Source organism: Micromonospora sp. LZ37 (genome assembly GCF_059359015.1).
The window spans coordinates 807940-832812 of record NZ_JCADBL010000001.1; the positions used below are offsets into that span (position 1 = coordinate 807940).

At 73.1% G+C, this 24873-nt stretch carries 24 protein-coding genes; 16 read left to right on the plus strand and 8 right to left on the minus strand.

Annotation, left to right across the window (positions count from 1 at the left end; translation table 11 throughout):
• Window positions 1-47: 47 nt before the first annotated feature.
• Window positions 48-2609 carry a trehalose-phosphatase gene (gene otsB, locus AC5L3Z_RS03850; RefSeq protein ID WP_494839608.1) on the minus strand — a complete coding sequence of 854 codons (2562 nt, stop codon included), beginning with the start codon at window positions 2607-2609 and terminating at the stop codon, window positions 48-50.
• A 41-nt stretch (window positions 2610-2650) separates the two neighbouring features.
• Window positions 2651-4051, minus strand: coding sequence for an alpha,alpha-trehalose-phosphate synthase (UDP-forming) (locus AC5L3Z_RS03855; RefSeq protein WP_334525628.1), 1401 nt, complete (start codon window positions 4049-4051; stop codon window positions 2651-2653).
• 416 nt (window positions 4052-4467) lie between these two features.
• On the opposite strand from AC5L3Z_RS03855, the gene ettA reads away from it, so the two are divergent.
• The 4 genes from ettA to AC5L3Z_RS03875 all read left to right on the plus strand — a co-directional run bounded on the left by ettA (window position 4468) and on the right by AC5L3Z_RS03875 (window position 7992).
• Complete coding sequence (ettA, locus tag AC5L3Z_RS03860) at window positions 4468-6144, plus strand: energy-dependent translational throttle protein EttA (RefSeq protein ID WP_494839483.1); 1677 nt, start codon at window positions 4468-4470, stop codon at window positions 6142-6144.
• Between the two features lie 2 nt (window positions 6145-6146).
• Entirely contained in the window at window positions 6147-6593 is a 447-nt protein-coding gene (locus AC5L3Z_RS03865) for an acyl-CoA thioesterase (protein WP_494839485.1), read from the plus strand.
• Complete coding sequence (locus tag AC5L3Z_RS03870) at window positions 6590-7276, plus strand: DUF8185 domain-containing protein (RefSeq protein ID WP_494839486.1); 687 nt, start codon at window positions 6590-6592, stop codon at window positions 7274-7276. Before AC5L3Z_RS03865 ends, AC5L3Z_RS03870 begins: the two co-directional genes overlap by 4 nt.
• Window positions 7277-7407: 131 nt before the next feature.
• Window positions 7408-7992, plus strand: a complete 585-nt coding sequence (locus AC5L3Z_RS03875; protein WP_494839487.1) for a type III secretion system chaperone family protein — start codon at window positions 7408-7410, stop codon at window positions 7990-7992.
• A 31-nt stretch (window positions 7993-8023) separates the two neighbouring features.
• Here the strand turns inward: AC5L3Z_RS03875 and AC5L3Z_RS03880 are convergent, their stop codons facing one another.
• The 3 genes from AC5L3Z_RS03880 to AC5L3Z_RS03890 form a co-directional block, all read right to left on the minus strand.
• A complete protein-coding gene (locus AC5L3Z_RS03880; RefSeq protein WP_334525614.1) occupies window positions 8024-8452 on the minus strand; it encodes a globin in 429 nt (142 codons plus the stop codon).
• A 63-nt stretch (window positions 8453-8515) separates the two neighbouring features.
• Window positions 8516-9919: an MFS transporter gene (locus AC5L3Z_RS03885; RefSeq protein WP_494839489.1), complete on the minus strand. Its 1404-nt coding sequence runs from the start codon at window positions 9917-9919 to the stop codon at window positions 8516-8518.
• Window positions 9920-10164: 245 nt separating this feature from the next.
• Window positions 10165-11226 carry a mechanosensitive ion channel family protein gene (locus tag AC5L3Z_RS03890; protein ID WP_494839491.1) on the minus strand — a complete coding sequence of 354 codons (1062 nt, stop codon included), beginning with the start codon at window positions 11224-11226 and terminating at the stop codon, window positions 10165-10167.
• 284 nt (window positions 11227-11510) lie between these two features.
• Here AC5L3Z_RS03890 and AC5L3Z_RS03895 point away from each other — a divergent pair, with 284 nt between their 5' ends.
• Complete coding sequence (locus tag AC5L3Z_RS03895; protein WP_334525605.1) at window positions 11511-12056, plus strand: HNH endonuclease; 546 nt, start codon at window positions 11511-11513, stop codon at window positions 12054-12056.
• 7 nt (window positions 12057-12063) lie between these two features.
• Here AC5L3Z_RS03895 and AC5L3Z_RS03900 read toward each other — a convergent pair whose 3' ends face one another.
• From AC5L3Z_RS03900 to AC5L3Z_RS03910, 3 genes are all read right to left on the minus strand, one after another.
• On the minus strand, window positions 12064-12921 hold the full coding sequence (locus AC5L3Z_RS03900) for a class F sortase (protein WP_494839493.1): 858 nt from the start codon (window positions 12919-12921) through the stop codon (window positions 12064-12066).
• A gap of 12 nt (window positions 12922-12933) precedes the next feature.
• Window positions 12934-13407: a hypothetical protein gene (locus AC5L3Z_RS03905; RefSeq protein ID WP_494839609.1), complete on the minus strand. Its 474-nt coding sequence runs from the start codon at window positions 13405-13407 to the stop codon at window positions 12934-12936.
• 322 nt (window positions 13408-13729) lie between these two features.
• Window positions 13730-14182: an Lrp/AsnC family transcriptional regulator gene (locus AC5L3Z_RS03910; RefSeq protein ID WP_494839495.1), complete on the minus strand. Its 453-nt coding sequence runs from the start codon at window positions 14180-14182 to the stop codon at window positions 13730-13732.
• Window positions 14183-14330: 148 nt separating this feature from the next.
• Here AC5L3Z_RS03910 and AC5L3Z_RS03915 point away from each other — a divergent pair, with 148 nt between their 5' ends.
• From AC5L3Z_RS03915 to AC5L3Z_RS03965, 11 genes are read left to right on the plus strand one after another with little or no spacing between them, the layout of a single operon-like run.
• Window positions 14331-15218 carry a tryptophan 2,3-dioxygenase gene (locus tag AC5L3Z_RS03915; RefSeq protein WP_494839497.1) on the plus strand — a complete coding sequence of 296 codons (888 nt, stop codon included), beginning with the start codon at window positions 14331-14333 and terminating at the stop codon, window positions 15216-15218.
• A 14-nt stretch (window positions 15219-15232) separates the two neighbouring features.
• On the plus strand, window positions 15233-16510 hold the full coding sequence (kynU, locus tag AC5L3Z_RS03920) for a kynureninase (protein ID WP_494839499.1): 1278 nt from the start codon (window positions 15233-15235) through the stop codon (window positions 16508-16510).
• The gene (locus AC5L3Z_RS03925) at window positions 16507-17844 is read left to right on the plus strand and encodes an FAD-dependent oxidoreductase (RefSeq protein WP_494839501.1); all 1338 of its coding nucleotides are present in this window, start codon (window positions 16507-16509) and stop codon (window positions 17842-17844) included. The genes kynU and AC5L3Z_RS03925 overlap by 4 nt, the downstream gene beginning before the upstream one ends.
• 20 nt (window positions 17845-17864) lie before the next feature.
• The gene (locus AC5L3Z_RS03930) at window positions 17865-19346 is read left to right on the plus strand and encodes a 2-hydroxymuconic semialdehyde dehydrogenase (protein WP_494839610.1); all 1482 of its coding nucleotides are present in this window, start codon (window positions 17865-17867) and stop codon (window positions 19344-19346) included.
• A complete protein-coding gene (locus AC5L3Z_RS03935) occupies window positions 19343-20140 on the plus strand; it encodes a 2-keto-4-pentenoate hydratase (protein WP_494839503.1) in 798 nt (265 codons plus the stop codon). The genes AC5L3Z_RS03930 and AC5L3Z_RS03935 overlap by 4 nt, the downstream gene beginning before the upstream one ends.
• Complete coding sequence (locus AC5L3Z_RS03940; protein ID WP_494839504.1) at window positions 20137-21066, plus strand: acetaldehyde dehydrogenase (acetylating); 930 nt, start codon at window positions 20137-20139, stop codon at window positions 21064-21066. The genes AC5L3Z_RS03935 and AC5L3Z_RS03940 overlap by 4 nt, the downstream gene beginning before the upstream one ends.
• Complete coding sequence (gene dmpG, locus AC5L3Z_RS03945) at window positions 21063-22133, plus strand: 4-hydroxy-2-oxovalerate aldolase (protein ID WP_494839506.1); 1071 nt, start codon at window positions 21063-21065, stop codon at window positions 22131-22133. Before AC5L3Z_RS03940 ends, dmpG begins: the two co-directional genes overlap by 4 nt.
• A complete protein-coding gene (locus tag AC5L3Z_RS03950) occupies window positions 22130-22903 on the plus strand; it encodes a 2-keto-4-pentenoate hydratase (protein ID WP_494839508.1) in 774 nt (257 codons plus the stop codon). Before dmpG ends, AC5L3Z_RS03950 begins: the two co-directional genes overlap by 4 nt.
• The gene (locus tag AC5L3Z_RS03955; RefSeq protein ID WP_334525580.1) at window positions 22900-23325 is read left to right on the plus strand and encodes a RidA family protein; all 426 of its coding nucleotides are present in this window, start codon (window positions 22900-22902) and stop codon (window positions 23323-23325) included. The genes AC5L3Z_RS03950 and AC5L3Z_RS03955 overlap by 4 nt, the downstream gene beginning before the upstream one ends.
• The gene (locus tag AC5L3Z_RS03960) at window positions 23318-23842 is read left to right on the plus strand and encodes a 3-hydroxyanthranilate 3,4-dioxygenase (protein WP_494839510.1); all 525 of its coding nucleotides are present in this window, start codon (window positions 23318-23320) and stop codon (window positions 23840-23842) included. The genes AC5L3Z_RS03955 and AC5L3Z_RS03960 overlap by 8 nt, the downstream gene beginning before the upstream one ends.
• Window positions 23842-24852, plus strand: coding sequence for an amidohydrolase family protein (locus AC5L3Z_RS03965; RefSeq protein WP_494839512.1), 1011 nt, complete (start codon window positions 23842-23844; stop codon window positions 24850-24852). Before AC5L3Z_RS03960 ends, AC5L3Z_RS03965 begins: the two co-directional genes overlap by 1 nt.
• The last annotated feature ends 21 nt before the right edge of the window (window positions 24853-24873 follow it).

Below are 24873 nucleotides of genomic sequence, written 5' to 3' on the forward strand. Positions count from 1 at the left end.
GGCGGCCGGGGAACGGATCCCCGGCCGCCGTCGTGGCGCTGGTCAGGTCACTGCTTGAGCATGTTGTCCAGCATCAGGGCGCAGCGGATCAGGCCGAGGTGGCTGTACGCCTGCGGGTGGTTGCCCAACCCCCGCTCCGCGAGCGGGTCGTACTGCTCGGGGAGCAGCCCGGTCGGGCCGGCGGTGTCGATCATCTGGGTGAACAGCTCCTCCGCGTCGGTGCGGCGGCCGGTGCGCAGGTACGCCTCGATCAGCCACGCCGTGCAGATGTGGAAGCCGCCCTCCCGGCCGGGCAGGCCGTCGTCCCAGTGGTAACGGTAGACGACCGGGCCGCTGCGCAGGTCCGCCTCGATCTTGAGCACGGTCGACAGGAAGCGCGGGTCGTCGCCCGGGAGCAGCCCGGAGATGCCGATCCAGAGCGAGGAGGCGTCCATGTCCTCGTCGCCGTACGCGACGCTGTACGCCTCGACCTCCTCGTGCCAGCCGTTCTCCAGCACGTTGGCGCCGATCCGGTCGCGCAGCTCCACCCACTCCGGCCGGTCCTCGCCGCCGTGCTGCCGCATCACGTGCAGCGCCCGGTCCACGGTCATCCAGCACATGACCTTGGAGAAGACGTGGTGCCGCGGGGGGAGGCGGGCCTCCCAGATGCCGTGGTCCGGCTCGTGCCAGCGGCGGCGTACCGCCTCGACCATGTTCTCCAGCACCCGCCACTCGTCCTCGCGGACCGAGCCCCGGGCGTCGGCCACGGCGGCGAGCAGGTCGGCGATCGGGCCGAAGACGTCCAGCTGGAGCTGGTGGTTGGCCAGGTTGCCGACCCGGACGGGCCGGGAGCCGGCGTATCCGGGCAGGGTGTCGATGACCGCTTCCGCGCCCAGCTCGTACCCGTCGACGGTGTAGAGCGGGTGCAGCCGCTCGGGGTGCCCCCCGGTGCGTTCGATGCAGCCGTCCACCCAGCGCAGCAGCGCTTCGGCCTCCTCGATCGATCCGAGGTCGACCAGGGCCCGGGCGGTCATCGCGGCGTCCCGCAGCCAGCAGTAGCGGTAGTCCCAGTTGCGGACGCCGCCCAGCTCCTCCGGCAGCGAGGTGGTCGCCGCGGCGAGGATCGAGCCGGTCGGCTGGTGGCAGAGGCCGCGCAGGGTGAGCGCGCTGCGGGCGACCAGGTCCCGGGCGGTGGTGGGCAGCCGGAGCGAGGCCACCCAGTCCTTCCAGGGCTGCTCGGCGGCGGCCTGGCGCTCGTGGATCGGCACCGCGTGGTGCTCCAGGCTGTGCGTGCCGAAGCGCAGCTCCAGCACGACCTGCCCGCCGGCGGCGGTGAGGTCCACCACGGCCTTGGCGCTCTCGTACCCGCCGTCGTTGCCGACCTCCCACTCGACGCCGGGGGCGTAGAGCGCGATCGGCTCGTTGGAGCCGAGCACCAGCAGGCCGTCGTCCATGGGTTGCAGCTGGACCTGGACCTGACCGAACTCGGGGCGCGGAGCGAAGTCGATCCGGGCCCGCCCGGTGCCGGTGAGCACCCGCACCAGGGTGGAGTCGCCGGTGATGACGGCCGGGCCGTCCGGGGTGGTCTCCCGGGCGGGCAGGTCCAGCCAGTCGGTGACGGTGAGACCGGACCAGCGGGTCTCCACGGTCATGGTGCCGCTCCGGTAGCGCTGCCCCAGCGGGATGCCGCCCCGCTCCGGCCCCACCGTGAAGTGTCCGGCCGGGCTGCCGCCGACCAGGTCGGCGAAGATCGCCGCCGAGTCCGGCTTGGGGTGGCAGAGCCAGCTCACCTTGGCCTCGGGGGTGAGCAGGGCCACCGTCCGGCCGTTGGCGAGCATCGAGTGCCGCTCGATCGGCACGGCGCGTTCGCCGAAGAGCCAGTGCCGGCGGGTCTCCAGCAGCAGGCCCAGGGCCCGGGCCGCGTCGAGCGGATCGGCCACCCGGAAGTGGGCCTGGGTGTCCCCGGGACCGATCTTGATGCCGATGTCCGGCCCGTGCAGGTTGCCGAAGGCGTTCTCGTCGGTGACGTCGTCGCCGATGAAGAGCACCGCGCTGGCCGAGAGCTGGGTACGCAGCTGGTCGACGGCGGTGCCCTTGTGGGTGGCGACCACCGACAGCTCGATGACCTCCTTGCCCTGGGTGACGGTGACGTCGTCCCACTTCGCGGGGCCGTTGCGGACCGCGTCGATGGCGGCGGCGGCGATCTGCGGGTCGACCCCGCGGGTGTGCACGGCGACGCTGGCCGGCTTGCGTTCCAGCCGTACGCCGGGGTGCGCGGTGGCGATCTCGCGCAGCGCGTCGCGCAGCCGGGTGCGGACGGCGACCAGCTCGGGGGAGAGCCGCTCGACGAAGCCGATGTCGAACTCGGAGCCGTGGCTGCCGACCAGGTGGACCTCGCTGGGCAGCCGGGAGAGCGCGGCCAGGTCACGCAGGGCGCGCCCGGAGACCACCGCGACGGTGGTCTGGGGCAGCGCGGCGAGCGCCCGGACCGCGGCCACCGACTCGGGCAGCGGCACGGCCCTGCTGGGGTCCTGGACGATCGGCGCGAGGGTGCCGTCGTAGTCGCAGGCGATCAGGAGCTGCGGGACCCGGGCGATCCGCCCGATGGCGGCGCGCAGCTCGGGGTCCATGGTGCCGGCCGCGGGGGTGATGATGTCGCTGGCGGCGGCGTTCACGCGGTCTCCGTTCCGGGCGCGCCGAGCTCGTTGAGGAACGACCGGGCCCAGTGGCCCACGTCGTGGGTGCGCAGGTGACGTTGCATGATCCGCATTCGGCGACGGGCCTCCGGCTTCTCCACGTGTACGGCCCGTAGCAGGGCGTCCTTGACCGCGTCGGGGTCGTGCGGGTTGCACAGGAACGCCTGGCGCAGCTCGGTGGCGGCGCCGGCGAATTCACTGAGCACAAGTGCGCCGCCCTGGTCGGCGCGCGATGCGACGTACTCCTTGGCCACCAGATTCATTCCGTCTCGCAGGGGGGTCACCATCATGACGTCGGCCGCGGCGTACATCGCGGCCAGTTCGGAGCGACTGTACGACTGATGCAGATAATGCACCGCGGGCACCCCGACCCGTCCGAATTCGCCATTAATCCGACCGACCTCGCGCTCGACCTTGACGCGGAGTGCCTGATAATGCTCCACCCGCTCCCGGCTCGGCGTGGCGACCTGCACCATGACGGCGTCGGGGACTGTCAACTTTCCGTCGGCCAGGAGCTCCCGGAAGGCCTTCAGCCGCAGCTCGATGCCCTTGGTGTAGTCCAGCCGGTCGACGCCCAGGATGATCGTCTTCGGGTTGCCCAGCTCCTCGCGGATCTGCTTGGCCCGGGCCTGGATCGCCGGGTCGGCCGCCATCCGCTCCATCTCCCGGGTGTCGATGGAGATCGGGAAGGCGCCCGCCTTCACCTGCCGACCGTCGACCTGGATCATCTGGCCCTCGTAGCGCAGGCCGAGCAGGTGCCGGGCCAGCCGGACGAAGTTCTGCGCGGCCAGCCGCTGCTGGAAGCCGACCAGGTCGGAACCGAGCAGCCCGCGCAGGATCTCGGTGCGGAAGGGCATCTGCATGAACAGCTCGATCGGCGGGAACGGGATGTGCAGGAAGAAGCCGATCTTCAGGTCCGGGCGCAGCTCGCGGAGCATCGACGGGACCAGTTGGAGCTGGTAGTCCTGCACCCAGACCGTCGCGCCCTCCGCGGCGACCTCCGCCGCCGCCTCCGCGAACCGCGCGTTGACCAGGCGGTACGCCTCGCGCCAGCGGCGCTTGTAGGCCGGGGTCTCGACGGCGTCGTGGTACAGCGGCCAGATGGTGGCGTTGGACTGGCCCTCGTAGTACCGCTCCAGCTCCTCGGCGCTCAGCGGCACCGGGTGCAGCCGGATGCCCTCCAGGTCGAACGGCTCGGGGGCGGCGCCGGTGCCGCCGGCCCAACCGACCCAGGTGCCCTGGTGCTCGGCGAGCACCGGGTGCAGCGCGGTGACCAGCCCGCCCGGGCTGCGTCGCCACTGCCGCCCCTCGGGTGTGCTCACCTCGTCGACCGGCAGTCGGTTCGCCACTACGACAAAGGAGCTACGGACGGTCACGATCGGCCACCTCCGGGTGCTGACGGGTCCACCGCGATGAGCGTACTGAGCGTAGCTGCGGCGTCTGAGGCCCCGTGCCGGAGTTCCCTACCCGTCCCACGGTCGCTGAACCATCTTAGTGATCTTGTTGACAGGCCGCGTCGGCGACCCTCGAAGGCCCTCTCCCGGCCGGCAGGGCGGCGGCGCTTAGTGGCCGTCCGTCGTGGTTCCCGTCACACCGCAGAGGTGCCCGGCCGGCCGGTGCGGCCCGCCACCGTACTGCTCGGGCGGGGTGATGTGGGCGGAGCGGGCCGTACCTGTCAGGATTGACGACGGCGTGCGCGCGGCCGGCTCCCGGCCGGCGGCGGTGGGCGGAGGTCGCAGACCGCGCCGTGCCCGCCAATCGGCGACAGCAACCGACGGAGGTAGCCCGCACCGTGGCCCAGTTCATCTACGTCCTGGAAAAGGCGCGCAAGGCGCACGGCGACAAGGTCGTGCTCGACAACGTGACGCTGAACTTCCTGCCGGGGGCCAAGATCGGTGTGGTCGGCCCGAACGGCGCCGGTAAGTCCAGCCTCCTCAAGATCATGGCAGGCCTGGACAAGCCGAGCAACGGCGAGGCCCGGCTCATGCCCGGCTACACCGTCGGCATGCTCGCCCAGGAGCCCCCGCTCAACGACGCCAAGACCGTCCTCGGCAACGTCGAGGAGGCGGTCGCCGAGACCAAGGCCAAGCTGGAGCGGTTCAACAAGATCGCCGAGCAGATGGCGACCGACTACTCCGACGAGCTGATGGAGGAGATGGGCAAGCTCCAGGAGGAGCTCGACCACCTCGACGCCTGGGACGTCGACTCCAAGCTCGAACTGGCCATGGACGCGCTGCGCTGCCCGCCGCCGGACGCCGACGTGACCCAGCTCTCCGGTGGTGAGCGCCGCCGGGTCGCCCTCTGCAAGCTGCTGCTGGAGGCGCCCGACCTGCTGCTGCTCGACGAGCCCACCAACCACCTGGACGCGGAGAGCGTGCAGTGGCTGGAGCAGCACCTGGCCAAGTACGCCGGCACCGTCATGGCCATCACCCACGACCGGTACTTCCTCGACAACGTGGCCAACTGGATCCTCGAGCTGGACCGCGGCCGGACCTACCCGTACGAGGGCAACTACTCCACCTACCTGGAGAAGAAGGCCGCCCGGCTGGCCGTCGAGGGGCGCCGCGACGCCAAGATGAAGAAGCGGCTCACCGAGGAGCTGGAGTGGGTCCGCTCCAACGCCAAGGCCCGCCAGACCAAGTCCAAGGCCCGTCTCGACCGGTACGACGAGATGGCCACCGAGGCGGAGAAGACCCGCAAGCTGGACTTCGAGGAGATCCAGATCCCGCCGGGCCCGCGCCTGGGCAACACGGTGATCGAGGCGCAGTCGCTCACCAAGGGCTTCGGCGACCGGATCCTGATCGACAACCTCAGCTTCTCGCTGCCGCGCAACGGCATCGTCGGCATCATCGGCCCGAACGGCGTCGGCAAGACCACCCTGTTCAAGACCATCGTCGGGCTGGAGCAGCCGACCGACGGCCAGGTCCGGGTCGGCGACACCGTCTCGCTGTCGTACGTCGACCAGAACCGGCAGGGCCTCGACGGCGACAAGACCGTCTGGGAGGTCGTCTCCGACGGCCTCGACTACCTGATGGTCGGCAAGGTCGAGATGCCGTCGCGGGCGTACATCGCCGCGTTCGGCTTCAAGGGCCCGGACCAGCAGAAGCCGACCAAGGTCCTCTCCGGCGGCGAGCGCAACCGGCTCAACCTCGCGCTGACGCTGAAGATCGGCGGCAACGTGATCCTGCTCGACGAGCCGACCAACGACCTGGACGTGGAGACCCTCTCCAGCCTGGAGAACGCGCTGCTGGAGTTCCCCGGCTGCGCCGTGGTCATCTCCCACGACCGGATGTTCCTGGACCGGGTCGCCACGCACATCCTGGCCTGGGAGGGCGACGACGAGAACCCCGCCAAGTGGTTCTGGTTCGAGGGCAACTTCGAGGCGTACGAGAAGAACAAGGTCGACCGGCTCGGCGCCGAGGCGGCCCGCCCGCACCGGGTCACCTACCGCAAGCTCACCCGCGACTGAGCATGGCGGACCGGTTCGTCTACCACTGCACGCTGCGCTGGTCCGACCTGGACGCGTACGGCCACGTCAACAACTCGCGCTTCCTCACCCTGTACGAGGAGGCCCGGGTGGCGTTGATGTTCGCCGGCGGCCGGGCGTGGGGAGTGGGCACACTCGCCGACGGGGTGGTCATCCGCCGGCACGAGGTCGACTACCTGCGCCCGGTCGACTACGCGCTCGGCCGGGCCACCGCGGCGGCGGCGCCGACCGTCCGGATCGAGCTGTGGGTCGAGGAGATCCGGGCCTCCCGGTTCACCGTCGCCTACGAGCTGTACGACGGTGACGTGCTGGCCAGCACCGCCCGCTCGGTGCTGGTCCCGTTCGACCTCGATCGCCGGGCGCCCCGGCGGATCAGCGACGACGAGCGGACCTTCCTGCTGTCGTACGCGGCGGCGGGCGGGTCGGCGTGAGCGGCGCGCCCGTGGCGACGCCGGGGCACGGTCTCGCGGGGGTGGCCGACGCGGGCGCCTTCCTGGCCCGGCTGGTCCGGTTCGACCCGGCCACGGTGGTCCGGCTGCGTCCGGTCGGTGGCAGCGGTCGTACGGCGCTCTGGGCCCGCCTGCCGTGGGACGTGCTCGTGGTCCGGACGGTGGCCGGCGACGCCCCCGGTGACGTGACGGTGGCCGCCGCCGACCTGCTGGCCCGGTTGGAGGCGGCGGGGTCGACGCTGCCGGCCCGCCGGGACGCGCAGTGGCGGTGGCCGCTGCCGCCGGCGGCGAGCCGGCAGGTGGAGCTGCTGCCCGCCGGCGAGTTGCGGCGGATCGCGGCGGCGGCGGCGGGCACCCTGCGGACCGCCAGCACCGAGGGGGTGGGCGGCCGCGCGGTCGGGCCGCGGGTGCTCCGCGACGCGCTGCTGGACCACGTCGCGGTGACGGTCGTTCCGGACGAGTCACCGGGCGAACCGGTGGAGGTCAGCCAGCGGCTCGTGCAGGGCGTGGTCCGGATGGGGTTCCTCGGCCCCGCCGAGGCCGCCGACGTCCAGGTGCGGGTGGCCGGCCGATGGGTCGGACTCGTGGGACCGTACGGGGCGGCGTGGTCGCGGAAGGTCTCGGAGCTTGCCATCCGCCCGCCCGCTGATCGTCCGAACGGCTGATCCCTCGTCATTCTTCCGGCCTGGGGCTGTCGTTGGGGGGGTGCTTCAACCCGGCTGTCCGGGTACCGTCCATCCTCGGATCCAACGCACCGTAGGCGACTGGATCCGCTGGGGAGTGAGGTGCGCGAGCGATGCCGTGGTGGTCATGGCGCCCTGGTCCCGCCGCCGGCGGTGACCCGGAAGCCCGAAGCGGGATCACAGTGGACAGCGCCGTCCGGGTCGGACCCCCGTCACCGCGCCAGCCGGGGGACGACGCTCCGGCCGCCGACCGGCCCGTGACCGCGGACATGCCGGTCACCGTCGAGCCGGTCACCCTGCGCCGGGTCTGCGACGCGCTCGACCTGCTCGACGTGCGCTACCTCGCCGACGGGGACGGCAACCTGCTGGCCATGTGGGAGCGGCACGCGGTGCTGGTCACCCTGGAGGGCCCGGAGGACGAGATCCTGGTGATGCGGGCCCGTCCACACGCGACGGTCCCGCCGGACTGGGCGGACCGGGCCTACCGGGTGGTCAACGAGTGGAACCACACCCGGCGGTTCTGCAAGGCCTACATCGGCGACCCGACCGAACGCGGCCAGCTGCCCATCTACGCCGAGCTCCAGGTGCCCTTCGGCGCCGGTGCCCACGACGCCCTGCTGGTCGAGCTGCTGGACTGCGGCGCCGCCGTGGCGTCCACGTTCGTGGACTGGCTGCACGACGAGGGCGCCCTGCTCTGAGCGGTCGGCCGGCGTCCGGGCGGGTGCGGCCCTACCCGTCCTGGGCCGGGTCCTCCATCACGTTGACCATGAAGTAGGCGGCCCGCTCCAGGTAGTCCCAGAGCGCGCCGGCGACCTCCGGCGGCAGGTCCAGCCGGTCGACCGCCCGGCGCATGTGGTGCAGCCACGCGTCCCGCTCCACCGCGCCGATCCGGAACGGGGCGTGCCGCATCCGCAGCCGCGGGTGCCCGCGCTGCGCGGAGTAGGTGTTGGGGCCACCCCAGTACTGCATCAGGAAGAGGGTCAGCCGGTCGGCGGCCGGCCCGAGGTCCTCCTCCGGGTACATCGGGCGCAGCAGCGGGTCGGTGGCGACGCCGGCGTAGAACTCGTCGACCAGCTTGCGGAAGGTGGGCTCGCCGCCGACCGCTTCGAAGAGGGTCCTCGACGCACCGGGCCGGTCGGACTCAGCTGCGGGATTCACCGTTCCATCCTGCCAGGTGCCCGGGGCGACCGGCGGGTGCGGACCGGTGCGGAGGGCTGCCGATCACGTCACAGCGTGGCTGCGGCGGCGCCGCTCACCGGAGCGGCCCTCCGGCGGGGAGCACCCGGACGGCCCGGTGCGGGGCCGGGCGGCGGCGGGAGCGGGCGGGTGTCCGCCGGCGGCGGCCTCGTTGACCCGGTGGGCGGCGTCGACCGCCGCGTCGATCGTCGCGCCGTCCGGCCAGCGCAGGATGACCACCAGCATCAGCAGCACACCGGCGGCGCTCCACGCGCCGACCACCACCGGAATGGAGAAGTGCTCCGCCAGGAGGCCGGTCACCAGGACCGCACCGCCCTGGATCACCTGGATGCCGGTGGCCATCACGCCGAAGGCGCGGGCCCGGTAGTGGACGGGCAGGGCGCGGACGAAGAGCCCGTTCGCGGTCGGGACCAGCCCGGCGACGGCGAAGCCGCAGGCGGCGGCGAGCAGGGCCACCACCAGGGGTGGCGGGTCGAGCAGCGCGGGCACCAGCATCAGCGGGGCGAGCACCGCCAGGGGGCGGACCAGGCGCAGCCGGCGGGCCGGTCCGACCGCCCGCCCGATCAGCAGTCCGCCGAGAATGTAGCCGACCGGGTTGGCGGCCATGATGACCGCCTGCGCGGCGCCGTCGTCGAGGCCGCCCCCGGCGTGCTCGCCGGCCCAGCCGGCGGCCAGGCCCTCCGGCACGATGGAGAAGAGCACGGCGCTGAAGACGAGCACCGCGATCGCCCGCAGGACCGGGGTGCCGAAGACGATCTGGAAGCCCTGCCCGGTCTCGCGCAGCAGATGGCTGCGGTGCGCCTGGGTCAGCACCGGGGCGCGGTCGCGGACCCCGAAGCGCACCAGCGCGGCGGAGGCGGCGAAGGTGGCCGCGTTGAACAGCAGCGCCGCGGTGGGGTCCACCGCGGCCAGGGCGGCGCCGAGCAGGTAGCCGACGACCTGGGCGGCCTGGCCGGCGCTGGCGCTCAGCGACAGCCCCAGCACGAGCTGGTCACCGCGGAGGACGGCCGCGGTCAGTGCCGACCGCGCGGCCTGGCTGGGCGGGTTGGCCAGCGTGGTGGCGAAGAGCAGGGCCAGGATCGCCCACACCGGTAGGCCGGGGATGGCAATCAGCGCCAGCAACGCCATCCGGATCAGGTCGCAGGCGACCATGACCTGGCGGTGGCGGTGCCGCTCGGCCAGCGCCGCGAGCAGCGGCCCGCCGACGAGCCAGGGCAGGTAGCTGACCGCGAACGCGGCGGCGGAGAGGGCGACGGACCGGCTCTGCTGGTAGACCAGCACGGTGACCGCCGCCCGGGCGACGTAGTCGCCGACCCAGGCGAGCACGCTGGCCGAGAAGACCGCTCGGAACTCGGAGTGGCCGAACACCTCGCGGAAGGTGGCGGGCCCGTCCGGAGAGGGTCGCTCGTCGGACACCGTCGCCTCCATCGTGCCCCGACCTCGGCCGGCCGTGCCGGCCTGGGGGGACCCCGTCGTAGATCTACGGATCAGCGAGGACATGATCACGCTCCGGCGGGAGCGCGTGCACCGGATTCTGCCCGATCGTCTGACAACTGGCTAGGGCGAACGGTTTGGTCGTCGCATGCCCGACTGAACGAACGGACGATACCCGAGGGTCCGCTCGGTCCGCGACCCCCGGATTTCGGCCGTCCGTCGGCGGGACTTCACGTCGGTCAGGTGGCGCCGCCTTGACCGGTGGCCGGGGTGCCGGCGGTCCCGCCGGCCAGCGGCGGCAGGCCCGGGTAGAGACGGGCGGCGGCGATCCGGGCGGTGATCCCCGAGTTCTCCAACGCCTCGGCCAGCCGGCGGCGCAGCTCCCGGCCGACGGCGTACTGTCCGTCGGCGGTCGTCTTGACCACCGTCCGGATCACCGCCCCGTCCACGGTCATCTGCTCGACGCCCAGCACCTCGGGGGCCTCGACGATCTCCGGCGCCAGCTCCGGGTCCAGGGCGACCGAGGCGGCCGCGGTCCGCAGCACAGCCGTCGCCTCCTCGGTGCCGGCGAAGCCGATCGGCAGGTCGACCACGACCAGGGCCCAGCCCTGGCTCTTGTTGCCGACCCGGACGATCTCGCCGTTGCGGATGTACCAGAGCACGCCGCGCCCGTCGCGGACGGTGGTGACCCGCAGGCCGACCGACTCCACCACCCCGGTCGCCTCGCCCAGGTCCACCGTGTCGCCGACGCCGTACTGGTCCTCGATGAGCATGAACAGGCCGGCGATCAGGTCCTTCACCAGGCTCTGCGCGCCGAAGCCCAGGGCCACGCCGGCGATGCCGGCGCTGGCCAGCAGCGGGGCGAGGTCGAAGCTGAACTCCTTGAGCACCATCAGCAGCGCGATGCCGAAGACGAACGCGGTGACCAGGCTGCGCAGCACCGACCCGATCGCCTCGGCGCGCTGGCGCCGCCGCTCGGGAATGAACTCGGCCGGGTCGACCGCCGCGCTCGGGATCCGCTCCCGCAGCGGCCGGAGCATGGTCGGCACCGCGCCGTCGGTGGTGGTGCGGACCAGCCGGTTGATCGTCCGGTGCACCGCCCACCGGGCGACGACCGCCAGCAGCAGGATCAGGACGACCCGCAGCGGCTTGAGCAGGATCCAGTAGCTGCCCTCGGCGAACCAGACCGAGTCGGTCACGTCCAGCACGGACTTGCACCAGGTGTCGCTGAGGCAGTTCTGCGAGGGCGTCGGGCTGGGCAGGATCGGTTCGGCGAGGGGGATCGGATCGGCGGCGCTCATCCTGTCTTCGTACCCCAGGCCCGGTCGCCGGTCGCGGCCGACCCACCGGGCGAGCGGCCCGCGCCACCGTGGCGGGCCAGGGGTACGGAACCGGTCATCCTCACACAGTTGGAAACAGCTTCACGTCAGACCCCGGATTAGTGCGTGCAATCCGGGGTCCGATCAGGGACTATTGGCGCAACGGACGTCGGTGGTCCCGCCGGCGTCGGTCGTGGTTCCCCGCTGCGCGGGGCGCGGCCGGCGTTGCCAGCGGTGGGAGCGGCTGGACCGGGAGGGTGAGCACGATGCCTGACATACGACCCACGGTGGGCTCCGGCGCGCTGGTTCTCAACGCCACCTACGAGCCGCTGTGTGTCGTGTCCGTGCGTCGCGCCGCGATCCTGGTGCTCTCGGCCAAGGCCGTCTGCGTCGCCGACGGCGACGGCGTCCTGCACAGCGCCCGCAACGCGCTCCCGGTGCCGTCCGTCGTCCGGCTGACCCGATTCGTGCGGGTGCCGTACCGCACCCACGTGGGGCTCTCCCGGCGGGCCATCTTCGCCCGGGACGGCTGGCGCTGCGCCTACTGCCGCGGCCCGGCCGAGACCATCGACCACGTCTTCCCGCGCAGTCGCGGTGGCCGGCACGCCTGGGAGAACGTGGTCGCCGCCTGCGCCCGCTGCAACCACACCAAGGGCGACAAGACCCCGGCCGAGCTGGGCTGGCGGCTGCACAGCCTGCCGGCGCCCCCCAAGGGGACGGCCTGGCGGGTGCTCGGTCACCGGGCACCCGACCCGCGCTGGGCCGACTGGCTCGACCTGCGGGAGCCGGCCCGCGAGCCCGAGGCCGCCTGACCCGTCGTCAGTCGCCCCGGGCCTTCACCAGCGAGGCGTACACCACCACGTTGTCGGCGTACCCGGTCGAGCCGCCGACCCAGCGGCCCCCGCAGGTGATCAGCCGCAGGTTCGGCCGGCTGAAGTCACCGAAGATCTCGTCGGCCGGCAACCGGTCCTTGTCGTAGCGCTCCACCTGGTCGACCTCGAAGACGGCCACCCGGCGGTCCTCCCGGGTCACCTCGACCGTGTCCCCCTCCCGCAACTCCTTGAGGCCGTGGAAGACCGCCGGCCCGGTGGTGGTGTCGACGTGCCCGACGATCACCGCCGGCCCGTACTGGCCGGGGGTGGGGCCCTGGTCGTACCAGCCCGCCTCCTGGGCGCGGGCGGTCTCGGGAGCGGCGATGCTGCCGTCGCGGGCGACGCCCACCTGGTGCACCGGCGCCCGCAGGTCGAGCTCACCGATCGTGATCTCGGTGGGCGGGCTGGCCGGCAGCACCGGGAACTTCTTCGGCGGAGGGCGCAGCCCCGCGATGAACCGGTCCGGCAGCACGCTCAGGCCGGTGACCTGCTCGACGCCGAGCATCGCGACGATCAGCGCCATCAGGCTGGCGATCACCAGCACCGGCGCGCCCGGCCCCCGGCCCCGGTAGCGGCCCGGTCGGGCCGTCCGGCTCGGCTGGGCCGTCCGGCTCGGCTGGGCCGTCCGGCGCGGCGGCGGCCGTACCGGATTGGCCCGGGCGGCCGGGTCCGGCGTGGCGACGCTGGCGGAGCAGGCCTGGCCGGCGACCCGGCGGAGCCGGCCGGCGGCCCGGCGGGCGAGCCGGGCCGCGGCCCGTGCCCGGTCCCGACCCGACCTCCGCTCAGGCGTGGGTGCGCCGGCCATGGCGGTGACGGGTCAGGAGCGGGTGCCGGCGCGACGACGGCCGCCGCCGAAGACCCCGAGGCCGGCCACCACCGCCAGCACGGAGAGGCCGCCCACCAGCAGCAGCGAACCGGGGCCCCGGTCGGCGGTGCCGCCGGCCCCGGTCGCCGGGCCCTTGGTCGGCTGGGCCATCTGCAGCACGGTGAGTTTCGTCGACGCCGTGTTGCCGTTGTCGCAGCGCAGGTCGACCGGGTAGTCGCCCGGTTCCTTGCTGCCCGGCACGGTGACCGCGCCGGTGAGGAAGCCGTTGTCCGGCCGGAGCATCACCCGGCCGAAGGCGTCGCTGTGCACGTCGGCCTGCTCGTTGTTGGCGTTGTCGCAGCTGGCCCGGATGCTGACCCGGCTGCCGGCCTGCACGCTGTTCGGTGTGACCTCGACGAAGACCTCCTCGCCGGCCCGAGCCGGCGACGCGGTCGCCAGGATGAACGCCCCGACCAGGCCGAGCATGCTCAGCACGGCCGTCAGGGCACGATGTGCCACGAGCCCCCGCATGATTCCCCCCTCCCGGTGCGGTGCACCGGAATCCTGCTGACGGGCAGTGGAGGCTGTTTTCCCGCTGGCCCCCGGGCAAACCCGCCCCGGCCCCGCCCGCTCGCCGACCCACCCGCCCCGCCGACCCACCCGCCCGGCCCGCCCGCCCGGCCCGCCCGGGCAAGATCGCGCTGAATCCTGGAAGTAGTGGCTTCCCGAGCCGGGTGAGGGGACTACATCCAGGATCGAGCACGATCTTGCCCGGGCGGGGCCCGGGCGGTGGCGGGGGCGGGCGGCGTCAGCGGCGGGGCGGTGGGGTGAGCGGGGCGACCGGGTGCCAGTCGAGCGGGGTGGAGAGCACCATCGTGCTGGACGGCTGCCCGTACGGGGCGAGTCGGTCGATGACCGCCTCGAAGTCCCCGATCGACCCGGCCGCGACCTTGAGCATGCTGCACGCGTCCCCGGTGATCCGGTGGATCTCCCGGATCTCCGGCCAGTCGGCGACCTCGGGGTCGTGCAGGATGCAGCGCGCGCCGTAGCAGGACATCCGGATCAGCGCGACCACGGCGCGACCGGCCCGGGTCAGGTCCACGTGGGCGTGGTAGCCGGTGATCACCCCGGACTCCTCCAGCCGGCGGACCCGCTCGGCCACCGCCGGTGGGGAGAGGTGCACCCGGCGGGACAGCTCGCTGAACGACAGCCGGGCATCGTTCTGGAGTTCCCGCAGCAGCGCCCAGTCCATGTCATCCACGCAGGAACTTTACCTTCCTGAGGTCGAGGCGGGTAAGACCCTTCCGAGCAGAAGGTGATCAGCGGGGAGTGCCGTTGAATCGGCATTCCATTCGGCGTTCTCACCGCGAGATCATGTCGTCACCCCGGCTCATGGAGGAGGCGACACGATGGAACACCCCACCCTGGCCGCGGTGGTGCGCCCGGCGACCCCGCAGCAACGCACCGCGCGGGCGGCCCGCAACGGCGGCGAGCCGACCCTGGAGTTCACCGAGCGGGTCCCGTACGACGCGTACGTGCACGCCAGCACCCTGCACTCGCTTCAGCAGCCGCTCAGCTCGGACCCGGGCGAGATGTCCTTCCTGATGGTCAGCCAGATCATGGAGCTGTACTTCGGGCTGACCTGCCACGAGCTGCGCCAGGCCCAGCGGGACCTGCGGGCCGACCGGGTCTGGGAGGCGCTCGCCCCGCTGCGGCGGGCCGCCCTGCACCTGGAGGGGCTCAACGCCGCCTGGCGCGGGCTGCGCTGGATGACCCCGGCCGACTTCAACCGGTTCCGCAACCTGCTCGGCGAGGGCTCCGGATTCCAGTCCGCGATGTACCGCCACCTGGAGTTCCTGCTCGGCCTCCGGGACCCGGCCCTGATCCGCCCGTTCCGCCGCCAGCAGGAGGTCTACGACGGGCTGTGCGCGACCCTCGCCGCGCCGAGCCTCTGGGACGACGTCGTCGCCCTGCTCGCCCGGCAGGGACACGACCTCCCCGCCGACCTGCTCGACCGGGACGTCACCGTCGAGCACCGGTCGCATCCCCTGGTCGAGGCGGCCTGGCTGGAGGTCTACGGCGACGAGGGGCCGGACAACCACCTCCGGCTGCTCGGCGAGGCGCTCACCGAGGTGGCCGAGCAGTTCGGCGACTGGCGGTGGAACCACATCAAGGCCGTCCAGCGCACCATGGGCGCCAAGGTCGGCAGCGGTGGTTCCGCCGGGCTGGCGTGGCTGCAGCGCAGCATGGCCCGGGTGGTCTTCCCGGAGCTGTGGTCGGCTCGGACGGCGATGTGAACGGGGGACGGACCATGCGGACCGACGAGCAGGAGGCGCGCCGCCTCGACCGGGCCGACCCCGGACACCGCCACCTCTTCCACGTACCGGCCGCCGACGGGGGGCGCTACTCCGAGGCCGCGTACCTGGCCGGCAACTCGCTGGGACTGCAGCCCCGGGCCACCCGGGACGAGCTCCTCGCCGACCTGGACGCCTGGCGCCGGCTCGGCGTGGAAGGGCACCTGGAGGCGGCGCGGCCGTGGCTGCCGTACCACGAGCTGCTGACGGCGCCCGCCGCGCGACTGGTCGGCGGGTCGCCGGCGGAGACCGTGGTGATGAACTCCCTCACCGTCAACCTGCACCTGCTGATGGTGAGCTTCTACCGGCCGGCGGGGCAGCGGACCCGGATCGTCATCGAGGACACCGCCTTCCCGTCGGACAGCTACGCGGTGCGCAGCCAGGCCCGCTTCCACGGCCTGGACCCCGACGCCACGGTGGTCCGGCTGACCCCGCGCGCCGGCGAGGACACCCTGCGCACCTCCGACGTGTGCGAGTTCCTGGCCGCCGAGGGCGACACCGTCGCGCTGGTCCTGCTCGGCGGGGTCAACTACCTCACCGGCGAGCTGATGGACATCCCGGCGATCACCGCCGCCGGTCGGGCCGCCGGCGCGGTCGTCGGCTGGGACCTGGCGCACGCGGTCGGGAACGTGCCGCTGGGCCTGCACGACTGGGACGTCGACTTCGCCGCCTGGTGCTCCTACAAGTACCTGAACTCCGGTCCGGGCGCGCTCGCCGGGGTCTTCGTCCACGAGCGACACCTGGGCGACCCCGACCTGCCCCGCTTCGAGGGCTGGTGGAGCACCGAGGCGGCCACCCGGTTCGAGATGACCCCGGTCGCCCGACCGCCGGCCACCGTCGAGGCGTGGCAGATCTCCAACCCGCCGATCTTCGCGATGGGCCCGGTGCGGACCTCGCTGGAGCTCTTCGAGGCGGTCGGCATGGCGGCGCTGCGGGAGCGCAGCATCCGGCTCACCGGCTTCCTGGAAAAGCTGCTCGACGAGGTCACCCCCGGCCGGCCGCTGACCGTGGTCACGCCCCGGGACCCGGCGCGGCGCGGCTGTCAGCTCTCGGTGCGCATCGGCGCGGGCAGCGCGAACGAGCTGGCCAAGCGGCTGCGCCACGAGCACGGCGTGATCGCCGACGCCCGGGAGCCGGACGTGGTCCGGTTCGCCCCGGTGCCGCTCTACTCGACGTACCACGACTGCTGGCGGGTCGCCGACGCGCTGGCCGCGACGGTGGAGGGCACCGCATGACGGCGCAGCGGGATGAGATCGCGGTGGTCGGTGCCGGCCTCGCCGGCTGCCTGCTGGCCTGTTTCCTGGCCCGGCGCGGCTACCCGGTGGCGCTATACGAGCGGCGGCCCGACCCGCGTACCGGGCGGGTCGAGCGGGGCCGCTCGATCAACCTGGCGCTCTCCGAGCGCGGCCTCGACGCGCTGCGCCGGATCGGCCTGGACGAGCAGGTGATGGCGGACGCGCTGCCGATGCGCGGCCGGATGATCCACCCGGTGGCGGGGGCGGCGCAGTTCCAGTCGTACAGCGTCTCCGGCGACCGGGCGATCAACTCGATCAGCCGGGGGACGCTCAACAACGCGCTGCTCACCGCCGCGGCCGCGCTGCCCGGGGTCCGGCTGGCCTTCGACCACCGGCTGGTCGGGCTCGACCCGGCCACCGGCGCGATGACCTTCGAGACCCCGCAGGGCAAGGTCGCCGCCACCGCGTCGGTCGTCCTGGGCGCCGACGGCGCCGGCTCCGCCGTGCGCGGGCAGCTCCTCGGGTACGACGTGCTGACCGAGAGCCTGGACTTCCTGGACTACGGCTACAAGGAACTCACCATCCCGCCGCTCGGCGGCGAGTTCGCCCTCGACCCGGAGGCGCTGCACATCTGGCCGCGCGGCACCTCGATGATGATCGCGCTGCCCAACCCGGACCGCTCGTTCACCTGCACGCTCTTCTGGCCGACCCACGGCACCGCCAGCTTCGCCTCGCTGGGCAGCCCGGCCGCGATCGAGCGGCACTTCGCCACCCACTACCCGGACCTGCTGCCGCTCGCCCCGAACCTGGTCGACGACTATCAGCACAACCCGGTCGGCGTGCTCGGCACGGTGCGCTGCAATCCGTGGCAGGTGGGTGGGAAGGTCGGTCTGCTCGGCGACGCGGCGCACGCCGTCGTGCCGTTCTACGGCCAGGGCGCGAACTGCGCCTTCGAGGACGTCGTCGAGCTGGACCGCTGCCTCGACGAGTGCGGTGACGAGTGGTCGGCCGCGCTGCCGTTGTTCCAGCGGCGCCGCCAGGACAACGCCGAGGCGATCGCCCGGATGGCGCTGGCCAACTTCGTGGAGATGCGGGACAAGGTCGCCTCGCCGGTCTTCCGGACCCGCAAGCGGGTCGAACACGCACTGGAACGGGCCCTGCCCGGCCGGTACGTTTCGCAGTACGAGCTGGTCTCCTTCTCCACCGTCCCGTACGCCGAGGTGCGCCGCCGGGTACGGCGGCAGTACGCGGTGGCGGGGGCGGTGGTCGCCGGGGCGGTGGCGCTGCTGGCCACCGGGATCGGTGCGGCGATCGGCCGAGGGAGGCGGGGATGACGCGCTGGGATGCCCGGCTGATGGCCGGACGGGCCCCCGACGGGCCGGCGCTGCTGCGCAACTTCGTCGGCGGTGAGTTCGTCGACGCCGGCGCGCGCTTCACCAAGCGCAGCCCGGTCACCGGCGAGCCGGTCTTCGAGGTGGTCGAGGCGTCGAGGTCGACAGTGGACGACGCGGTGGCCGCGGCCCGGTCGGCGCTGCGCGGACCGTGGGGCCGGATGGGGGAGCGGGAACGCGCCGAGGTGCTGCGCCGGGTCGCCGACGAGCTGGAACGCCGCTTCGACGACCTGGTCACCGCCGAGGTCGCCGACACCGGCAAGGCCATCTCGCAGGCCCGCACCCTCGACATCCCGCGCGGCGCGGCGAACTTCCGGGCGTTCGCCGAGATCGCGGCGACGGCACCGACCGAGTCGTTCACCACGGTCACCCCGACCGGCGGCCGGGCGCTCAACTACGCCGTCCGCAAGCCGGTCGGCGTGGTCGCGGTCATCGTGCCGTGGAACCTGCCGCTGCTGCTCCTCACCTGGAAGGTCGCCCCCGCCCTGGCCTGCGGCAACGCCGTGGTGGTCAAGCCCAGCGAGGAGACCCCCGCCTCGGCGACGCTGCTCGCCGAGGTGATGGCCGCCGCCGGTGTGCCCGACGGGGTGTTCAACCTGGTGCACGGCTTCGGGCCGGACTCGGCCGGGGAGTTCCTCACCCGGCACCCGGACGTGGACGCGATCACCTTCACCGGTGAGTCCGCCACCGGCGGCGCCATCATGCGCGCCGCGGCGGACGGGGTGAAGGCGGTCTCCTTCGAGCTGGGCGGCAAGAACGCCGGGCTGGTCTTCGCCGACGCCGACCTGGACGCCGCGGTGGCCGGGTCGGTCCGGTCCAGCTTCACCAACGGCGGCCAGGTCTGCCTCTGCACCGAGCGGATCTACGTGCAGCGGCCGGTCTTCGAGGAGTTCACCGACCGGCTGGCCCGGCGCGCCGACGAGCTGGCGTACGGCTGGCCGGCCGACGAGGCCACGGTGAACATGCCGCTGATCTCGCACCAGCACCGGGACAAGGTGCTCGGCCACTACGACCTGGCCCGCGCCGAGGGGGCCGAGGTGCTGGCCGGGGGCGGGGTGCCGCGCTTCGGCGACGCCCGCGACGGTGGCGCGTACGTGCAGCCGACCGTGCTCACCGGGCTCGGCCCGCGGGCCCGCACCAACACCGAGGAGATCTTCGGCCCGGTGGTGCACGTCGCGCCCTTCGACACCGAGGACGAGGCGTACGCGCTGGCCAACGGCACCGAGTACGGCCTGGCGGCGGCCGTCTGGACCCGGGACGTCGGCCGGGCGCACCGGGCCGGCGCCCGGCTGGACGCCGGCATCGTCTGGGTCAACACCTGGTTCCTGCGCGACCTGCGCACCCCGTTCGGCGGGGTGAAGGCGTCCGGGATCGGCCGGGAGGGTGGCGTGCACTCGCTCGACTTCTACTCCGAACTCACCAACGTCTGCGTGGACCTGACATGAGCGTCGACATCGAAGCGGCGAACCGGGAGCTGGCCGAGGCCCGGTCGAGCGGCAAGCCCTGCCCGCCGCTGCGCGGGCGGCTGCTGCCGGAGTCCGACGTCGAGTCGGCGTACCGGGTGCAGCAGCTCCAGGCGCGGGCCTGGCAGGGCCGGGGCGAGCGCCGGGTGGGCGCGAAGATCGGGCTGACCTCCCGGGCGGTGCAGGAGAGCTTCGGCGTCTTCCAGCCGGACTTCGGCGTGCTGACCGACGCGATGGCGGTCGGCGACGGCGTGGAGGTGCCGATCGACCGGCTGCTCCAGCCCCGGGTGGAGGCGGAGATCGCCTTCGTGCTCGGCGCGGACCTGCCCGACGAGCGGGTCACCACCGTCGACCTGATCCGCGCGGTCGACCACGTGCTGCCGGCGATCGAGATCGTCGACTCGCGGATCGCCGGCTGGGACATCTCCATCGTGGACACCGTCGCCGACAACGCCTCCAGCGGGTTGTTCGTGCTCGGCACCACGCCCCGCCGGCTCACCGACGTGGACCTGCGGTTGTGCGGGATGGTGCTGGAGCACGCGGGGGAGCCGGTCTCGGTCGGCGCGGGGGCGGCCTGCCTCGGCAATCCGCTGCACGCGCTCCAGTGGCTGGCCGGCACGCTGGCCCGCGCCGGCGACCCGCTGCGCGCCGGGGACGTGGTGCTCTCCGGGGCGCTCGGCCCGATGGTGCCGGTCACCCCGGGCGCCGGGTACGAGGCGCGGATCTCCGGCCTCGGTTCGGTTCGGACCTGTTTCTCGAAGGAGGCCCGGGCATGACCACGGGCGTGGCGGTGATCGGGTCCGGCAACATCGGCACCGATCTGATGATCAAGGTGTTGCGGCTGAGCGACAGCCTGCGGATGGTGGCCATGGCCGGCATCGACCCCGCCTCCGACGGGCTGGCCCGGGCCCGGCGGCTCGGCGTGGCCACCACCGCCGAGGGCGTGGCGGGGCTCGTCGCGCTGCCCGAGTTCGCCGACGTGGAGCTGGTCTTCGACGCGACCTCGGCCGGCGCGCACCGGCACAACGACGCGGTGCTGCGCGCGCACGGCCGGACCGTGGTCGACCTGACCCCGGCCGCGCTCGGCCCGTACGTGGTGCCGCCGGTCAATCTGGACGAGCACCTGCACGAGAGCAACGTCAACATGGTGACCTGCGGCGGGCAGGCGACCGTCCCGATCGTCGCCGCCGTCGGCCGGGTCACCCCGGTCGCGTACGGGGAGATCGTCGCCTCGATCGCCTCGCGCTCGGCCGGGCCGGGCACCCGGGCCAACATCGACGAGTTCACCGAGACCACCGCCCGGGCGATCGAGGTGGTCGGCGGCGCGCGGCGCGGCAAGGCGATCATCGTGCTCAACCCGGCCGAGCCGCCGCTGCTGATGCGGGACACGGTCTACTGCCTCTGCCCGGACGCCGACGCCGACCGGTCCGCCATCGCCGCCTCGGTGGCCGACATGGTCGCCACGGTCCAGGAGTACGTCCCCGGTTACCGGCTCAAGCAGGACGTCCAGTTCGACCGGGTGGACACCCACGTGCCGGCGCTGGGGCGGCGGTTCGACGGGCTCCAGGTCTCCGTCTTCCTGGAGGTCTCCGGGGCCGGGCACCACCTGCCCGCGTACGCCGGGAACCTGGACATCATGACCTCGGCCGCGCTGCGGACGGCGGAACGGCTCGTGGCCCTGCGCAAGGGGGTGTCGGCGTGACCGACCTGTACATCCAGGACGTGACGCTGCGCGACGGCATGCACGCCGTCGCCCACCGCTACACCGTCGACCAGGTGCGGACCATCGCCGCCGCGCTGGACGCCGCCGGGGTCGCCGCGATCGAGGTGGCGCACGGCGACGGGCTGGCCGGGTCCAGCGTCAACTACGGCCACGGCGCGGCGAGCGACGCCGACTGGATCGCGGCGGCCGCGGAGGTGCTGACGAACGCGCGGCTGACCACCCTGCTGCTGCCGGGCATCGGCACCATCGCCGACCTGAAGGCGGCGAAGGCGCTCGGCGTGACCAGCGTCCGGATCGCCACGCACTGCACCGAGGCGGACATCTCCGCCCAGCACATCTCCTGGGCCCGGGAGAACGGCATGGACGTCTCCGGGTTCCTGATGATGTCGCACATGTCCGACCCGGCCGGGCTGGCCGCCCAGGCGAAGCTGATGGAGTCCTACGGGGCGCACTGCGTCTACGTCACCGACTCCGGTGGCCGGCTGCTGATGTCCGACGTGGCGCAGCGGGTCGACGCGTACCGGCAGGTGCTGGCGCCGGAGACGCAGATCGGCATCCACGCGCACCACAACCTGTCGCTCGGGGTGGCCAACAGCGTGGTCGCGGTCGAGCACGGCCGGATCCTCGGCGCGGGACCGCTCGGCTCCCCGTCCGGCCGGACCGTCCGCGTCGACGCCTCCCTCGCCGGCATGGGCGCGGGCGCCGGGAACGCGCCGCTGGAGGTCTTCGTCGCGGTCGCCGAGCTGCACGGCTGGAAGCACGGCTGCGACGTCTTCGCGCTGATGGACGCCGCCGACGACGTGGTGCGGCCGTTGCAGGACCGGCCGGTCCAGGTCGACCGGGAGACGCTCTCGCTCGGGTACGCGGGGGTCTACTCCAGCTTCCTGCGGCACGCCGAGCGCGCCTCGACCCGGTACGGGGTGGACGTCCGCTCGATCCTGGTCGAGCTGGGCCGGCGGCGGATGGTCGGCGGCCAGGAGGACATGATCGTGGACGTGGCGCTGGACCTGGCCGGTCGGCGTGAGCAGCAGGGGGAGACCGCATGATCGGGCCGGACACCGCGGGGATCGCCGAGCGGCTCGGTGTGGCCGCCGACACCGCCACCGCGATCGGCCAGCTCGCCGCCGAGACCGGGCTGGACGTCGACGCCGCGTACGCGGTGCAGACCGCGCTGGTGCAGCGCCGGCTGGACCGGGGTGAGCGGCTGGTCGGGCTCAAGATGGGGCTGACCAGCCGGGCGAAGATGGCCCAGGTCGGGGTGGACGAGGTGATCTGGGGCCGGCTCACCGACGTGATGCGGGTCCCCGACGGCGGCACGGTCGACGTCGCCGACTTCATCCACCCCCGGGTCGAGCCGGAGGTGGCCTTCCTGCTGGACCGGCTCCCCGAGCCGGGTGAGCCGGTGGCTTCCTTCACCGACGCGGTCCGGGCCGTCGCCCCGGCGATCGAGCTGATCGACTCCCGGTACGCGAACTTCACCTTCTCCCTGCCGGACGTGGTCGCCGACAACACCTCGGCGGCGGCGTTCGTGGTGGGGCCGTGGTCGCCGGTGCCGGACGGGTTGGACAACCTGGGCGTGCTGCTGGAGATCGACGGGCGGGTGGCGCAGGTCGGTTCGACCGCCGCGATCCTCGGTGATCCGCGCCGGGCCCTGGACGAGGGGATCCGGCTGGCCGGGCGGCACGGGGTACGGCTCCGCGAGGGCTGGGTCTTCCTCGCGGGCGCCGCCACGGCCGCCGTGCCGCTGCGGCCCGGCGCGCACGTGCGGGCCGTGGTGGAGAAGCTCGGGACCGCCTCGCTGCGGGCCGCGTCGTGACCGCCCGGGTGGTCGCCGGCAAGGCCGTCCCGCGGGGGGCGTTCCCGCACGTCAAGGTCGCGGGCGGGTTCGTCTTCGTCTCGGGTACGTCGTCGCGCCGGCCGGACAACACCTTCGCCGGCGTGACGGTGGACGAGTTCGGCACGACCGACCTGGACATCCGGGCGCAGACCCGCGCGGTCATCGAGAACATCGGTGACCTGCTGCGCTCGGTCGGCGCCGACCTGGCCGACCTGGTGCAGGTGACCTCCTACCTGGTCAACATGAACGACTTCGGTGGGTACAACGAGGTGTGGGCGGAGTTCTTCGACGCCACCGGGCCGACCCGGACGACGGTGGCGGTGCACCAGTTGCCGCATCCGCACCTGCTGATCGAGATGCAGGCCGTGGCGCTACTACCGTCGGGAGGCAGTCATGAGTGAGATCGCCGAGCCGTTCAGCTTCTCCGGCTGGATCGGGGAGAACCAGCACCTGCTCAAGCCGCCGGTGGGCAACAAGGAGATGCTGCCCGGCAGCGACGACTTCATCGTCATGGTGGTGGGCGGGCCCAACCAGCGCACCGACTTCCACGTCGACCCGTACGAGGAGTTCTTCTACCAGGTCAAGGGCAACATGCACATCAACCTGATGCTCCCCGAGGGGCCGCGCACGGTGCACGTGCGCGAAGGCCAGATGTGGATGCTGCCGCGCGACACCCCGCACTCGCCCCAGCGACCGGAGGCCGGCTCCATCGGCATGGTCATCGAGCGGGTCCGCGAGGAGGGCACCCTGGAGCGGTTCCAGTGGTACTGCCCCGACTGCCACCACAAGGTGCACGAGGTCGAACTCCAGGTCCGCGACATCGCCGCCGACCTGCCCCCGGTCTTCGCCGCGTTCTACGCCGACGAGAAGGCCCGGACCTGCGGCAACTGCGGCGCCCTGCACCCGGGCAAGGGCTGATGCGCGCTCCGGTGGTCGACGTGCACACGCACGTCGTACCGAAGGGGTGGCCGGACCTCGCCGCGGCCTGCGGCGGGTCCGGCTGGCCGCGGCTGCGGATCGACTCCGAACGCGCGGCCATGATCATGGTGGGGGAGACGGAGTTCCGGCCGGTCGGGGCCGAGTGCTGGGACGCCCCGACCCGGCTGGGCGACATGGACGCCGACGGCGTCGACGTGCAGGTGGTCTCGCCGACCCCGGTCTTCTTCAGCTACGACCGCCCCGCCGACCAGGCGGTGAAGGTCGCCCGGATCTTCAACGACCTCACCCTGGAGGTCACCGCCGCCGGTGGTGACCGGCTGGTGCCCTTCTGTCAGGTGCCGTTGCAGGACCCGGACGCGGCCTGCGCCGAGCTGGACCGCTGCCTGGCCACCGGTCACGTCGGGGTGGAGATCGGCAACCACGTCGGCGACCGTGACCTCGACGACGCGGGCATCGTGCAGTTCCTGACCCACTGCGCCGAGGTCGGCGCGCCGGTCTTCGTGCACCCGTGGGACATGCCCGACGGGCCCCGGCTGGACCGGTGGATGGCCCGTTGGCTGGCCGGGATGCCCGCCGAGACGCACCTGTCGGTGCTGGCGATGATCCTCGGCGGCGTCTTCGACCGGGTGCCCGAGACGCTGCGGATCTGCTTCGCGCACGGCGGCGGCAGCTTCCCGTTCTGGCTGGGCCGCGCCGACAACGCCTGGCACCGCCGGGGCGACCTGGTACGCGGCGCCTCCACGATGCCGCCGAGCCGTTACGTCGACCGGTTCAGCGTCGACTCGGTGGTCTTCGCGCCGGCCGCGCTGCGGCTGCTGGTGGAGACGGTCGGCGAGGACCGGGTCATGCTCGGCAGCGACTACCCGTACCCGCTGGGGGAGCGGCCGGTCGGCCAGGTCGTGCACCGGTCCGACTTCCTCACCGCCGCGCAGCGCGACAAGCTGCTCTCCGGCAACGCCCTGCGCTTCCTCGGCAGACCGGGTATATAAAGACGGCAAGACGATATACAC